The sequence below is a fragment of the Ralstonia sp. 1138 genome, assembly GCF_040544795.1.
GTDB classification, from domain to species: domain Bacteria; phylum Pseudomonadota; class Gammaproteobacteria; order Burkholderiales; family Burkholderiaceae; genus Ralstonia; species Ralstonia flatus.
The window spans coordinates 186173-199921 of the sequence record NZ_JBEPKQ010000005.1 but is presented as its reverse complement, the minus strand read 5'-3'; the positions used below and the strand labels follow the sequence as shown (position 1 = coordinate 199921).

Sequence of the window (13749 nt, the reverse complement as noted above, 5' to 3'; positions counted from 1 at the left end):
AACCGCATGATCCGCAATGAACTGATCGACCAACTTGCCCGTACCCAGGCTTCCGCGCTCGAAACGCAGGGGCTCGGTCTGGTGCCGATGGTGGTCGAGCAGTCGGGCCGCGGCGAGCGCGCCTACGATATCTACTCGCGCCTGCTCAAGGAGCGAGTGATCTTCATGGTGGGCGAGGTCAACGACCAGACTGCCAACCTCGTGGTGGCACAGTTGCTGTTTTTGGAAAGCGAGAATCCGGACAAGGACATCTCGCTGTACATCAATTCGCCGGGTGGTTCGGTTTCTTCCGGCCTGGCGATGTACGACACGATGCAGTTCATCAAGCCCGACGTGTCGACGCTGTGCATGGGCATGGCGGCCAGCATGGGCGCGTTCCTGCTCGCGGCCGGTGCCAAGGGCAAGCGTCTGGCGCTGCCGAACTCGCGCATCATGATTCACCAGCCGCTGGGCGGTGCGCGCGGCCAGGCCTCCGACATCGAGATCCAGGCACGCGAGATTCTGTATCTGCGCGAGCGTCTGAACACGGTACTCTCGGAGGCGACCGGTCAGCCCGTCGATAAGATCGCGCGCGACACGGATCGTGATAACTTCATGAGCAGCGAACAGGCCAAGGAATACGGTCTGATCGATCAGGTTATCGCGAAGCGCTGAAGTGTCGATGTAATGCGTCGATGTGTGTAGATGGTGGCTGGTGCGTTTTACGGCACACCGGCTAACCGCACGAAACATGTCAAGCGGTGTCAAAAACGAGGCTTCGCGCCTCGTTTTTGCTTAGAACAACACCTGCGGATCGTCGCCAGATAATTTGGCGTATGATGCTGCCAAGAACTACTGGTAATCGTTATGGCGGACAAGAAAGGCTCGACTGGCGAAAAGCTGCTGTACTGCTCGTTTTGCGGCAAGAGCCAGCATGAGGTCAAGAAACTGATTGCCGGCCCCTCGGTCTTCATCTGCGATGAATGTATCGACCTGTGCAACGAAATCATCCGGGACGAAGCCGCCATCTCCGAAAAGGAAGGTGGTCTGGCGGTCAAGTCCGATCTGCCCACACCGCATGAAATCCGCCAAAGCCTGGACCAATATGTGATCGGTCAGGAGCAAGCCAAGAAGATCCTGGCGGTCGCGGTCTACAACCATTACAAGCGTTTGAAGCATCTCGGCAAGAAGGACGATGTCGAGCTGTCGAAGAGCAACATCCTGCTCATCGGACCGACTGGCTCGGGCAAGACCCTGCTTGCTCAAACGCTGGCGCGTCTGTTGAACGTGCCATTCGTCATCGCCGACGCCACCACGCTGACCGAAGCCGGCTACGTGGGCGAGGACGTCGAAAACATCATCCAGAAGCTGCTGCAGAACTGCAATTACGAGGTGGACAAGGCCCAGCGCGGTATTGTCTACATCGACGAGATCGACAAGATTTCGCGCAAGTCTGACAACCCTTCCATTACCCGGGACGTTTCTGGGGAAGGTGTGCAGCAGGCATTGCTCAAGCTGGTGGAAGGAACGATGGCTTCGGTGCCGCCGCAAGGTGGCCGCAAGCATCCGAATCAGGACTTCCTGCAGGTGGATACGACCAACATCCTGTTCATCTGCGGTGGCGCATTCGACGGTCTGGAAAAGATCATCATGCAGCGCTCTGACAAGACCGGTATCGGTTTCGGTGCAGAAGTGCAGAGCAAGGAAGAACGCGACGTCAGCGAAGTGCTGCCGCAAGTGGAGCCGGAAGATCTCATCAAGTTCGGCCTGATTCCCGAGTTGATCGGCCGTCTGCCCGTGGTGGCGACGCTGGCCAAGCTCGACGAGGCTGCCTTGATGGAAATTCTGGTCGAGCCCAAGAACGCAATCGTCAAGCAGTACCAGAAGCTGCTGGCAATGGAAGGGGTGGAGCTGGAAATTCGTCCGAGCGCGCTGACGGCAATCGCCCGCAAGGCGATCAAGCGCAAGACGGGGGCGCGTGGTTTGCGTTCCATCGTCGAGCACGCTTTGATGGATGTGATGTATGACCTCCCCAACCACAAGGGTGTGCAAAAGGTGGTGATCGATGAAAGTACGATCTCCGACGAAGGCAAGCCCTTGCTGATTTACGAAGAGCAACCCAAGGTTGCAGGTTCCAACTGACGCGAATGCCCGGCCGGGATGCGCCGTATGCGTCCCATGCAGGAAGCCGTTCGCTCGCGAGCGGCTTTTTTTGCTTCGGGAAACCGGGTCGGCATGCGACTTGCAGCAGCGGTCTTGTAAAACCGTCGCTGTGCCCAATTTAGCCCTTACATGACTTTCTGGGGAAAATAATGTCCGGAACCCAACTTTTACCCGCTGAGCAGATTCGCCTGCCGCTGTTGCCGCTGCGTGACGTGGTGGTGTTTCCGCACATGGTGATTCCGCTGTTCGTGGGGCGCCCCAAATCCATCAAGGCGCTGGAAGCTGCGATGGAGGCGGGCAAGAGCATCATGCTCGTGGCGCAAAAGACCGCCGCCAAGGACGAGCCGACCGATAAGGATCTGTACGAGGTCGGCTGTATCGCCAACATTCTGCAGATGCTGAAGCTGCCGGACGGCACCGTGAAGGTGCTGGTTGAGGGCACGCAGCGCGCCAACATCCTCTCCGTCACCGACGACGAATCGCACTTTTTCTGCGAAGCCGTGCCCGTCGGCCCGGAACCCACCGAATCGGCTGAGACCGAGGCGCTGCGTCGCGCCATCGTGTCGCAGTTCGATCAGTATGTGAAGCTGAACAAGAAGATCCCGCCGGAGATCCTGACTTCGTTGTCGGGCATCGACGAGCCGGGTCGTCTGGCTGACACCATCGCTGCGCATCTGCCGATCAAGCTCGAGCAGAAGCAGAAGATTCTCGAGATGTTCAACGTGACCGAACGTCTGGAGAGCCTGCTGTCGCAGCTTGAAGGCGAGATTGACATCCTGCAGGTGGAAAAGCGCATCCGCGGCCGCGTCAAGCGCCAGATGGAGAAGAGCCAGCGCGAGTACTACCTGAACGAGCAGGTTAAGGCCATCCAGAAGGAATTGGGCGAAGGCGAAGAAGGCGCCGATCTCGAAGAGCTAGACAAGAAGATCAAGGCCGCCCGCATGCCCAAGGAGGCCAAGAAGAAGGCCGAGTCCGAGTTCAAGAAGCTCAAGCTGATGTCGCCGATGTCGGCCGAGGCAACGGTCGTGCGCAACTACATCGACACGTTGGTCGGTCTGCCGTGGCGCAAGAAGAGCAAGGTCAACAACGACCTGTCGAATGCCGAGCAGGTTTTGGATCAGGACCACTACGGCCTGGAGAAGGTCAAGGAACGCATCCTTGAGTACCTCGCAGTGCAACAGCGCGTGGACAAGCTGAAGGCGCCGATCCTGTGCCTCGTGGGGCCGCCGGGTGTCGGCAAGACCTCGCTCGGGCAGTCGGTGGCGCGTGCAACGAACCGCAAGTTCGTCCGCATGGCGCTGGGTGGCGTGCGTGACGAGGCCGAGATTCGCGGTCACCGCCGTACGTACATCGGGTCGATGCCCGGCAAGATTCTGCAGAGCCTGACCAAGGTCGGCGTGCGCAACCCGCTGTTCTTGCTGGACGAAATCGACAAGATGGGTGCGGACTTCCGCGGCGACCCGTCGTCGGCCCTGCTCGAAGTGCTGGACCCGGAACAGAACCACACGTTCCAGGACCACTACATCGAAGTGGACTTCGACCTGTCGGATGTGATGTTCGTGGCGACGTCGAACTCGCTGAACATCCCGGCGCCGTTGCTGGACCGGATGGAAGTGATTCGCCTGTCGGGCTACACGGAAGACGAAAAGGTCAACATCGCCCGTCGCTACTTGCTGCCCAAGCAGATCAAGAATAATGGTCTGAAGGAAGGCGAGATCGAGGTGACTGAAGCCGCGCTGCGCGACATCATCCGCTATTACACGCGGGAAGCTGGCGTGCGTTCGCTAGAGCGCGAGGTTTCGAAGATCTGCCGCAAGGTGGTCAAGCAGTTGCTGCTGAAGAAGGAAGCCGGCACGTCCGTGAAGGTGGATTCGGACAACCTGGACAAATTCCTCGGCGTGCGTCGCTTCGACTTTGGTCTGGCCGGCAAGGAAGATCAGGTTGGCCAGGTGACCGGTTTGGCATGGACGGAAGTGGGCGGTGATCTGCTGACCATCGAAGCCGCGCTGATGCCGGGCAAGGGCAACATCACCCGCACCGGTTCGTTGGGCGACGTGATGAAGGAGTCGGTCGAGGCTGCGCGCTCGGTGGTGCGTTCGCGTTCGGCGCGCCTGGGTATCAAGGATGAGATGTTCGAGAAGCGCGACATCCACATCCACGTGCCCGAAGGTGCGACGCCCAAAGACGGCCCGTCGGCAGGTATTGCGATGACGACGGCGCTGGTGTCGGTGTTGACCGGAATTCCGGTGCGCGCTGATGTGGCAATGACCGGCGAAATCACGCTGCGCGGCGAGGTGTTGCCGATCGGCGGCTTGAAGGAAAAGCTGCTGGCTGCACACCGTGGCGGCATCAAGCTGGCACTGATTCCGGAAGAGAACGTCAAGGACTTGGCGGACATTCCGGACAACGTGAAGAACAGCATCGAGATCCAACCGGTGCGCTGGATCGATAAGGTGCTGGAGCTGGCGCTGGTGCGTAAGCCCGAGCCGCTGCCGGAAGAGGAAGCCAAGCCTGCGCCGGCCAAGGGCGACGACGGCAAGTCGCAGGAAATGGTGCATCACTGACACCGTAGCCTGCGAAGGTTGAAGAAGGGCCCGACATGTTCGGGCCCTTTTTCTTTGCACAGGCTACGACGTGTAGCACGCAGTTCTTCGCCTTGACACGTCGATTGACGGCCACTTTAATGAATCCACACTGAGCGGGTGTTCGGGGAGGTGGCACGATGAATAAAACAGATCTCATCGACCATGTGGCGACGCAGACAGACATGTCAAAAGCCGCGGCGGGGCGCGCCATCGACGCGCTGATCGACGGCATCAAGGATGCGTTGTGCGACGGTGGGTCGGTCACGCTGGTCGGCTTCGGTACGTTCCTGGTCGGCAAGCGCTCTTCGCGTAATGGGCGCAATCCACGCACGGGAGCGGCCATCACGATCGAAGGCGGTAAAGTTGCGAAATTCAAACCTGGCAAAGCGCTGAAAGATGCGCTAAACTAGCGGGCTTTGGTGCTCGTGGGTGACAACACGGGCGCCGGACAGTCCGGCTCACGCCGGCAGTACGAACGGGTGCTTAGCTCAGTTGGTAGAGCAGCGCCCTTACAAGGCGCGGGTCGGGAGTTCGAGCCTCTCAGCACCCACCATCGTTCGTATTGCCGCTCACGCGTCGGGGTAGTCCAACCCAATCTGGAGCGGTAGTTCAGTCGGTTAGAATACCGGCCTGTCACGCCGGGGGTCGCGGGTTCGAGTCCCGTCCGCTCCGCCAGATTCCTGTACAAAGGCCCGATTCGTTCGGGCCTTTGTCTTTTCAGCGGCGAATGCTTGCAGGTCTTGCCTGTGCGCTGCGCCGCGATTGTCCGGAATGTCGGCGGCACCTGATAGAATCGCCGGATTTTCCATCTTCCATTCACCTCCGGTCCAGCATGCTTGATTTCGTACGTACGCATCGGCGCTTGATGTTTCTGGTGCTGCTGATTCTGGTGTTCCCGTCGTTCGTGTTCTTCGGCGTGCAGAGTTATTCGAGCTTCATGGACAGCTCGCATGACGCAGCCAAGGTCGACGGCAAGGTCATCTCCACCAACGAAGTCGACGCGCGCGTGCGCGAGCAGACGGAGCGCCTGCGCCAGATGCTTGGCGCGCAATATGATCCGCGCCAGTTCGAAGGTCCGCAGATGCGCCGTGACGTGCTCGACGGCATCATCCAGCAACGCGTGCTGGCCAATGAGGTTACGCGTGCGAACCTGACCATCTCGAACGACAAGATTCGCGACACCATCCTGCAGATTCCCGCTGTGGCAGCGCTGCGCAAGCCGGATGGCTCGTTCGACCAGGAAGCCTACGTACGACTGCTGGCTGCGCAGAACATGACGCCCGAGCAGTTGGAAGGCAATCTGCGCTTCGAGCTGTCGCAGCAACAGATTCCGCAATCGATCGTGTCGTCGGCGTTTGTGCCGAAGTCGCTGGTGGAGCGCCTGATCCAGGTACGCGATCAGCAGCGCGAAGTCCAGACGCTGCTGTTCAAGCCGGCCGACTACGCTGCAAAGGTCAATGCGGACGACAAGGCCATCCAGGCTTACTACGATGCGCACCAGCAGGAATTCTCTGTGCCGGAGCAAGTCAAGGCCGAGTATGTCGTGTTCTCGGGCGAGGACATGATGAAGCAGATCCCGGTCACGCCCGAGCAGATCAAGGAGTACTACGATCAGAACGCTGCGCGCTTCAAGACACAGGAAGAACGCCGCGCCGCTCACATCCTGATCAAGCTGCCGGACAACGCCAAGCCTGCCGACAAGGACGCCGCCAAGAAGAAGGCCGAAGAAGTCCTGGCCGAAGTGCGCAAGAACCCCGCGAGCTTTGCCGAACTGGCCAAGAAGTACTCGGGCGATCCGGGTTCGGCCGCGCAGGGTGGCGAGCTAGGCTTCCTCGGCAAGGGCGCGACCGTGCCGCCGTTTGAGAACGCGCTGTTTGCGCTCAAGCAGCCGGGCGACATCAGCGACGTGGTCCAAAGCGATTTTGGTTTCCACATCATCAAGCTGGAAGAAGTGAAGGGCGGCGGCGTGCAGCCGTTGGAAGCCGTCAAGCCCGAGCTTGAGCGTGAAGTCCGTACGCAGCTCGCCAACAAGAAGTATTCGGAGCTGGCCGACGCGTTCTCCAACACGGTGGAAGACCAGTCCGACAGCCTGAAGCCGGTGGCCGACAAGCTCAAGCTGCAGATCCAGACGGCCGACAACGTGACGCGCACCCCGAGCCCGGCGCAGTCCGGCAGCCCCATCGGCAACGACAAGGTGCTCAAGGCGCTGTTCGCTGACGACGTGATCAAGAACCACCGCAACACGGCCGCCATCCAGGTAGGTCCGACCACGCTGGTTGCAGCGCGCGCGGCGGAGTATCGCCCGGCCACGGTGAAGAAGCTGGCCGACGTGCGGGAACAGGTCAAGGCCAAGGTGATCGCCGAGCAAGCGGCTGCGCTGGCAAAGAAGGCCGGCGAAGAAAAGCTGGCCGCCGTGAAGCAGAGCAACAGCGCCGATGGTTTCAACGCTGCACAGACCCTCTCGCGCCAGCAGGCGCAGGGCACGCCGCCGGCAGCATTGACGGCGATCCTGCGTGCGGATGCGACCAAGCTGCCGGTCACCATCGGCGTCGACCTCGGTGCCCAGGGCTACGCGCTGTATCGCATCAACAAGGTGCTGCCGCCGGCCAATGTGGACGAGGCGCGCCGCACTGCCGATGCACAGCAACTGGCGCAAGCGGCAGGCCAGACGGAGTTCAACGCCTACTACGAAGCGCTGAAGGCGCGCTCGAAGGTGAAGATCAACAGCAGCGCGGTCGACACCAGCAAACCTGCCAATACGGCAGAGGACTGATACCGCGTCCTGCGACTAGCCAGACAAAAAAGCCCCCTCTACAACGAGGGGGCTTTTTCTTTGCCTTTTTTTTGCCGACTAGTCCAGCGGTTTGCCGATGCGCGCGACGCGCGGCATGTACCAGTGGTCAGGGTCGAACGACAGGGCTACGTGGGAAGCGCGCGCGATCAGGTTCTTGCGAGGGACCAGGCCGAAGTAACGTGAGTCTCGGCTGTTGTCGCGGTTGTCGCCCAGCATGAGGTAATGGTCTTGCGGGACGGTGATGGGTCCGAAACTGCGCAGCGCACGCACCTCCGGCAAGACCATCACGGTGTGCTCGCGGCCGGGTAGCGCTTCCGACCAGAGTTCGTGCGGCAGTGTCGCCGTTGCTTGCGGCAACGTGCCGGGTGCGACGTCTGGCAGCGGCGCATAGGCAATCCGCTCACGATTGATGTAGAGCGCTTCGTCACGCATTTCAACCACGTCGCCGGGCAGCCCGATGAGTCGCTTCACCAGCTTCGTGCCGTCTTCGGGGGAGGAGAAGACGACGACATCACCGCGTTTCGGCTCGCTGCCGCGCTTGAGCCAGACGGTCGTGGCCGGCACGCGCACCCCGTAGGCCAACCGGTTCATCAAAATGTAGTCACCTTCGATGAGCGTGGGGTTCATTGAGCCGCTCGGCACGACTGCCCAGTCGGCAATGCAGGCGCGGAACGCAAAGAGCAGCGACATGCCGACCAGGAACCGCTTGTTGTCGCGCGCTGCGCGTAGCCCGCTTGCCAGAAGCTTCATGGTGTTCGCCCGAGTGAGAGGTGGCCGCCGTGCCGGAGTAGAGAATCGGATGCGCCGGATGACGCAATCGGTGCGGCAGAAGCATCATCTTCCGACCCGGGCTTTAAGGAGAGGTTCCAGTTTGGGCCATACGTTATCCAGCATCGTTGGCTGCGCTGCGGCAATGGGATGGATGCGATCTTCCTGGAACCAGTCGGGGCGTTGCGCAACGCCTTCCAGCAGGAACGGCACCAGCGGCAGCTTGTACTGCTGCGCCAGCTTGCCGAACATGGCGAAGAAACGCTCGCTGTAATCCGGGCCGTAGTTGGGCGGGATGCGCATGCCAACCAGCAACACCTTCGCGCCTGCGGCTTGCGATGCTTCGATCATCGCCTTCATGTTGGCTTCGCTGGAGGCGAGCGACAGGCCGCGAAGCGCGTCGTTACCGCCCAGTTCCAGAATCACGATGGAGGGCTTTTCGCGGGCCAGCACGGCGGGCAGGCGCGAGCGGCCGCCGGCCGTGGTGTCGCCGCTGATGCTGGCATTGGCAACGCTATAATCGGGCTTCCGTTCTTTGAGGCGCCTGTCGAGCAACGCGACCCAGCCTGTGCCTTGCGCCAGGCCGTATCCTGCCGACAGGCTGTCACCCAGCACCACCACGCGATGCGATGCCGGCGCGCCTTGTGCTACAGCCGTCTGTGCGAACGGCAGCATGCCGAACACTGCGCAGCCGAACGCCGCTGCAAGCCACTTCACGCTGCGCCTTCTACTACCAACCCGTCCAATCATGTCGTCTTCCGCTACCTGGGTGATTGAAGTCGATTCGCTGCACAAGACTGTGCGCGATGCCACCGGTGAGTTGCCTATTCTGAGCGATGTTGCCTTCCGTGTGGAAATGGGCGAAACATTGGCGATTGTTGGCGCGTCCGGTTCGGGCAAATCGACGCTGCTCGGGTTGCTCGCCGGACTGGACTTGCCGACATCGGGCTCGGTCAAGCTGCTGGGCAACGACCTGTTCAAACTGGACGAGGATGGCCGTGCCACCGTGCGCGGCAGCCACGTCGGCTTTGTCTTCCAATCGTTCCAGCTGCTGCCGCACCTGACGGCGCTCGAGAACGTGATGTTGCCGCTGGAATTGCAGGGCGATGTGAGCACCGCTGAAATGCGCCGTCGCGCCACGGTGCTGCTGGAGAGCGTCGGCCTCGGCGCACGGCTGTCGCACTATCCGAAGACATTATCGGGCGGCGAGCAACAGCGCGTGGCTCTGGCACGCGCGTTTGTGACCGAGCCCGACATTCTTTTTGCCGACGAGCCGACCGGCAGTCTCGACACTGCCACCGGCGAGGCCGTGATCGCACTGATGTTTGAACTCAACCGCAGTGCCGGCTCCACGCTCGTGCTGGTGACGCACGACCGCTCCGTCGCGGCCCGTTGCAGCCGCATTCTCACCATCGAAGCCGGGCATCTCGTCGGCGACGAGATCGTCACCGAACTCTGAACGTTTGCGTCAGAGCGCGACTTTGGCGCGGCGGATCAAAGCCGCCGTCGATGCGTCATGCGCCACCGAGGCCGGTGCACCTTCCAGCTCTGCCTGAATCGGCTTGGCGAGTTTCTTGCCAAGCTCCACGCCCCACTGATCGAACGAGTTGATGTTCCACACCGCGCCCTGCACGAAGGTGCGGTGCTCGGCGCAGGCGATGAGCGCGCCGAGTGAGGCAGCGTCCAGCCGTCCCATCAGGATGGTCGTGCTCGGGCGATTGCCTTCGAACACCATATGCGGCACCAGCGCTTCGTCGGTGACGCCGCCCGCGCGGACTTCATCGGCGGTGCGCCCGAGCAGCAGCGCCTCGCCCTGCGCGAAGCAGTTGGCAAGCAGTTTGGCGTGGTGGCCAGGCAGGTTGCGCACCGGCTCGAGCGTGGTGATGAAATCCACCGGCACGATCTGCGAACCCTGGTGGATCAACTGGAAATACGCATGCTGCCCGTTGGTGCCGGCGGTGCCCCAGACGATCGGGCCGGTGTCGGTATCGATGGCCGCGCCGTTGCGCTGGACCGATTTGCCGTTGCTTTCCATCTCGAGCTGCTGCATGAAGTCGGTCAGCAGTTCCAGCGGCGCGCAGTAGGGCACCGTGCATGCACTCGCCGCATCGAAGAAGCCGCGATACCAGACAGACAGCATCCCGAGAATGAGCGGCAGGTTTTCGCGTGGCGCGGCCGTCGCAAAGTGGCGATCCATCGCGCGAGCACCATCGAGCATCGCTTCGAACTGCTGCGGCCCGATCGCCAGCATGATCGACAGGCCCACCGCCGACCACAGCGAGAACCGCCCGCCCACCCAATCCCAGAACGTGAACATGTTGTCCGGGTCGATGCCGAACTGCACGACGGCCTCGCGGTTGGTGGAGACCGCGACGAAGTGGTGCTTGAGCTGATCTTCCGCCACGCCATGTTCGACAAACCACCGGCGCATGCTATGCGCGTTCGCCATCGTTTCGAGCGTGGTGAACGTCTTCGAGCAGACGATGGCGAGCGTGGTATCCGGATTCAGATGATCCAATGTTTCGGCCAAGTCCGTGCCGTCGACATTGGAGACGAAATGCATGCGCACCTGCGGCACGGCAAGATGGTCGAGGGCGCGGCACACCATGCGGGGGCCGAGGTCTGAGCCGCCAATGCCAATGTTCACGATGTCCGTGATGCGCTGGCCCGAGTGGCCTGTCCAGGCGCCGCTATGCACGCGGTTGGCGAAGTCGTGCATCTGGGCGCGCACGCGCAGCACTTCGGGCATGACGGGCTCGCCGTCGGCGCGATAGTCGTCTTCCGCGCGGCCACGCAACGCCGCATGTAAGACGGAGCGGTGCTCGGTGTTGTTGATGCGGTCGCCACGCAGCATGGCGTCGCGCAGCGTGAGCACGCCGGCCTCGTCGGCCAGTTGCAGCAGCAGCGCCAGCGTCTCGGGGGTGATGCGGTTTTTTGAATAGTCGACTGTCAGGCCAGCGGCTTCCAGTGTGAAGGCGCGTACCCGTTCCTCGGCGTCCGGCGCGGCAAACCAGTCGCGCATATGGGTCGCGCGGATCGATTCTGCGTGTTGCGTCAGGGACTGCCAGGCGGGTAGGGCTGTGGGCATACGGCGTGATGTGACGTGAGGTTGGTGCGGGAAAACGAATGGGCAGTATAACGGCGCTGAATGACGGCTTTCTATCGGCGAACGTCCGACGCCAGCAAGGCGTTGAGTGCACGTCGCGCCGGCGCGCATAGCTCGCTTGCGTGCAGGCCGATGGGACCGACGCCCGCTTGGACCAGGTCGTCGGCGGCGCGACCATGCAACCACACACCGGCGAGTGCAGCTTCGCGCGCTCCCATGCCCTGCGCAAGCAGTGCGCCGATCATGCCGGTCAGGACGTCGCCCGTGCCGCCGGTGGCGAGCCCGCCGTTGCCGGTGGGGTTGATGGCCGGCGCGATGCCCGGCGCCGCGATGATCGTGCCCGAGCCTTTGAGCACGACCACCGCGCCCGTCCGATTGACCAACGCCTGGGCGGCGGCCAGCCGATCGTGCTGAACGGCGCGCGCATCGGTCTGCAGCAGGCGCGCGGCTTCCAGCGGATGCGGCGTCAGCACCAACGGCACACCGCTTCCGGCCAACTGCGTGAGCCGAGCGAGCAGCGCGGGCGTTTTCGCAAAGAGATTCAGTGCATCGGCGTCGAACACGGCAGGCGTGTGCGCTGACAGCATGCGGTCCAGCAGATGCTCGAGCGCGGCTTCCGATTCCTTGCCGGTGCCCATGCCAGGGCCCACGGCCAGCGCCTGCATGCTGCCGAGATCGAGCGCGCCCCATGTGTGCAGCATCAACTCCGGTTGCGCAGGGTCGACACGCGGCGCATCGGCGGCCAGCGAGGCCACGTGCACCTTGCCCGCGCCCAGATAGAGCGCGCCGCGCGCCGACAGCAGCGGCGCCCCGACCATGCCCACGGCGCCGCCCACGATCGCCACGCTGCCGTACGTGCCCTTGTGCCCGTTATGCCGCCGGCGCGGCACGTGCGCGAGCCAGCGTGACGGCGTGTTGACGAAGGCGTCTGCTTCGACCACGCCGTCATAAGCCGGTTGCGCGGCTTGCAGGTCGGCCAGCGCGATGTCGCCGGTGGCGTCACGACCATCGCCCGTCAGCAAGCCCGGTTTGACGGCCAGGAACGTGATGGTGGCGCGCGCCTGAATCACCGGTGAATCCGGGGCGGGGGGGTGGCCGGTATCGCCGTTCAGCCCGGAGGGAATGTCCAGCGCATACACAGGCAATCCGCTGGCGTTGATGGTGTCGACCAGCGCCGCATGCAATCCCGTCAACGGCCGGGCGAGTCCAACACCAAACAGGCCGTCGACGATGGCGGAGGTCGCGGCCGGCACCGAAGCCGGGGTGTGCAGCTGTTCGATCGGGACATTCGCGGCACACGCCTCCGCCCAGGCGCGGCGCGCATCGTCGGGCAGCTTTGCCGGGTCGGCGGCAAGCCACAGGGTGACGGCGCGCCCGGCCAGATGCAGCACCGTCGCCGCCACGAGCGCATCGCCGCCGTTGTTGCCTGGGCCGGCAACGAGCAGCACATGCCCATGTGGCACGCGCGTCTGCAGCCAGTCGGCGGCGGCTTCGCCGGCTCGGGCCATCAAGGTGAAGGGTTCGAGGGTTCGGTACGCAGCCGCTTCCAGCGCACGGATGCCGGCCGTGCCGAACAGCAGATCGGCGCCGTTGTGTGCGGCCAGGGCGCCGTCGATCAGGATTTCGCGCCAGGTAGGGTGTGAGGACATGGGCAACTACGCTTTTATCCATGCAGACATGACGATCTATTCTCTTACAATAGCCCGCGTTTCCGGTCCTTTCCCCGCCCGTTGCAATGTCCAAATCGCCGACCACCCCGAAAGCTGATCTGCCGCAATCCGCAGCCAATGAGGATGCAGGGAAGGGCGGGCCGATCGTGTCTTCGTCACACCTGGTGTCGGCGCGCAGTCCGGAGCTGTCGGAGTTCGAGTTTGCGCTCAACACCGCCTACAACGCCTACAACCGCTGGTGCGTGCGCTGCATGGCCGCCGCCGGTGTGCGCGACCTGACCTTCCTCGATGTGCTGGTGGTGCATCACGTCAACCACCGTGGCCGTGCCAAGCGCCTGGCCGACATCTGCTTCGTGCTGAATGTGGAAGACACCCACCTTGTCACGTATTCCCTCAAGAAACTGCAGGGGATGGATCTGGTGGAGGGCACGCGCAACGGCAAGGAAGTCACCTACACGACCACCGAAGCCGGCGAAAAGGCCTGCGCCCGGTACCGCGAGATCCGCGAGCAATGCCTGACCAGCAATATTTCGCCCAGCGGCGAGGAAAATGCCGAAATTGGCGAGCTGGCGCGCCTGCTGCGCGTGCTGACGGGCCTGTACGAGCAAGCGGCGCGGTCCGCCACGTCGTTGTAAAACGGGCGTTTTCGACAATTTCCGGCCGAGGCAGGCGCATTTCGGGCCG

At 62.6% G+C, this 13749-nt stretch carries 11 protein-coding genes and 2 tRNA genes; 9 read left to right on the top strand and 4 right to left on the bottom strand.

Annotated features, from left to right (window positions below; genetic code table 11):
- Positions 1-6 precede the first annotated feature (6 nt).
- The 7 genes from clpP (at position 7) to ABIC76_RS21485 (ending at position 7500) form a co-directional block, all read left to right on the top strand.
- Entirely contained in the window at positions 7-654 is a 648-nt protein-coding gene (clpP, locus tag ABIC76_RS21515; protein ID WP_024975598.1) for an ATP-dependent Clp endopeptidase proteolytic subunit ClpP, read from the top strand.
- A gap of 192 nt (positions 655-846) precedes the next feature.
- The gene (clpX, locus tag ABIC76_RS21510) at positions 847-2121 is read left to right on the top strand and encodes an ATP-dependent Clp protease ATP-binding subunit ClpX (protein ID WP_009238059.1); all 1275 of its coding nucleotides are present in this window, start codon (positions 847-849) and stop codon (positions 2119-2121) included.
- Between the two features lie 170 nt (positions 2122-2291).
- Positions 2292-4706 carry an endopeptidase La gene (gene lon, locus ABIC76_RS21505; RefSeq protein ID WP_027681384.1) on the top strand — a complete coding sequence of 805 codons (2415 nt, stop codon included), beginning with the start codon at positions 2292-2294 and terminating at the stop codon, positions 4704-4706.
- Between the two features lie 158 nt (positions 4707-4864).
- Positions 4865-5137 (top strand): HU family DNA-binding protein, encoded by a 273-nt coding sequence (locus tag ABIC76_RS21500; RefSeq protein ID WP_102067277.1) that lies wholly within the window; start codon positions 4865-4867, stop codon positions 5135-5137.
- Positions 5138-5204: 67 nt separating this feature from the next.
- Positions 5205-5280: transfer RNA gene (locus ABIC76_RS21495), tRNA-Val, on the top strand.
- 45 nt (positions 5281-5325) lie between these two features.
- Positions 5326-5402: transfer RNA gene (locus tag ABIC76_RS21490), tRNA-Asp, on the top strand.
- 157 nt (positions 5403-5559) lie between these two features.
- Entirely contained in the window at positions 5560-7500 is a 1941-nt protein-coding gene (locus tag ABIC76_RS21485; RefSeq protein ID WP_206273680.1) for a SurA N-terminal domain-containing protein, read from the top strand.
- A 78-nt stretch (positions 7501-7578) separates the two neighbouring features.
- Here ABIC76_RS21485 and lepB read toward each other — a convergent pair whose 3' ends face one another.
- A complete protein-coding gene (gene lepB / locus ABIC76_RS21480) occupies positions 7579-8271 on the bottom strand; it encodes a signal peptidase I (protein ID WP_027681386.1) in 693 nt (230 codons plus the stop codon).
- A gap of 84 nt (positions 8272-8355) precedes the next feature.
- Positions 8356-8964 carry an arylesterase gene (locus ABIC76_RS21475; protein ID WP_354535285.1) on the bottom strand — a complete coding sequence of 203 codons (609 nt, stop codon included), beginning with the start codon at positions 8962-8964 and terminating at the stop codon, positions 8356-8358.
- A gap of 73 nt (positions 8965-9037) precedes the next feature.
- Here ABIC76_RS21475 and ABIC76_RS21470 point away from each other — a divergent pair, with 73 nt between their 5' ends.
- Positions 9038-9748 carry an ABC transporter ATP-binding protein gene (locus ABIC76_RS21470; protein WP_354535180.1) on the top strand — a complete coding sequence of 237 codons (711 nt, stop codon included), beginning with the start codon at positions 9038-9040 and terminating at the stop codon, positions 9746-9748.
- A 9-nt stretch (positions 9749-9757) separates the two neighbouring features.
- On the opposite strand, the gene pgi is transcribed toward ABIC76_RS21470, so the two are convergent.
- Together pgi and ABIC76_RS21460 are read right to left on the bottom strand one after the other, a co-directional pair.
- Positions 9758-11377 (bottom strand): glucose-6-phosphate isomerase, encoded by a 1620-nt coding sequence (gene pgi / locus ABIC76_RS21465; RefSeq protein ID WP_354535179.1) that lies wholly within the window; start codon positions 11375-11377, stop codon positions 9758-9760.
- 71 nt (positions 11378-11448) lie between these two features.
- Positions 11449-13044, bottom strand: coding sequence for an NAD(P)H-hydrate dehydratase (locus ABIC76_RS21460; RefSeq protein WP_354535178.1), 1596 nt, complete (start codon positions 13042-13044; stop codon positions 11449-11451).
- A gap of 86 nt (positions 13045-13130) precedes the next feature.
- On the opposite strand from ABIC76_RS21460, the gene ABIC76_RS21455 reads away from it, so the two are divergent.
- Positions 13131-13700, top strand: a complete 570-nt coding sequence (locus ABIC76_RS21455) for a winged helix DNA-binding protein (protein ID WP_004626997.1) — start codon at positions 13131-13133, stop codon at positions 13698-13700.
- Positions 13701-13749 lie beyond the last annotated feature (49 nt).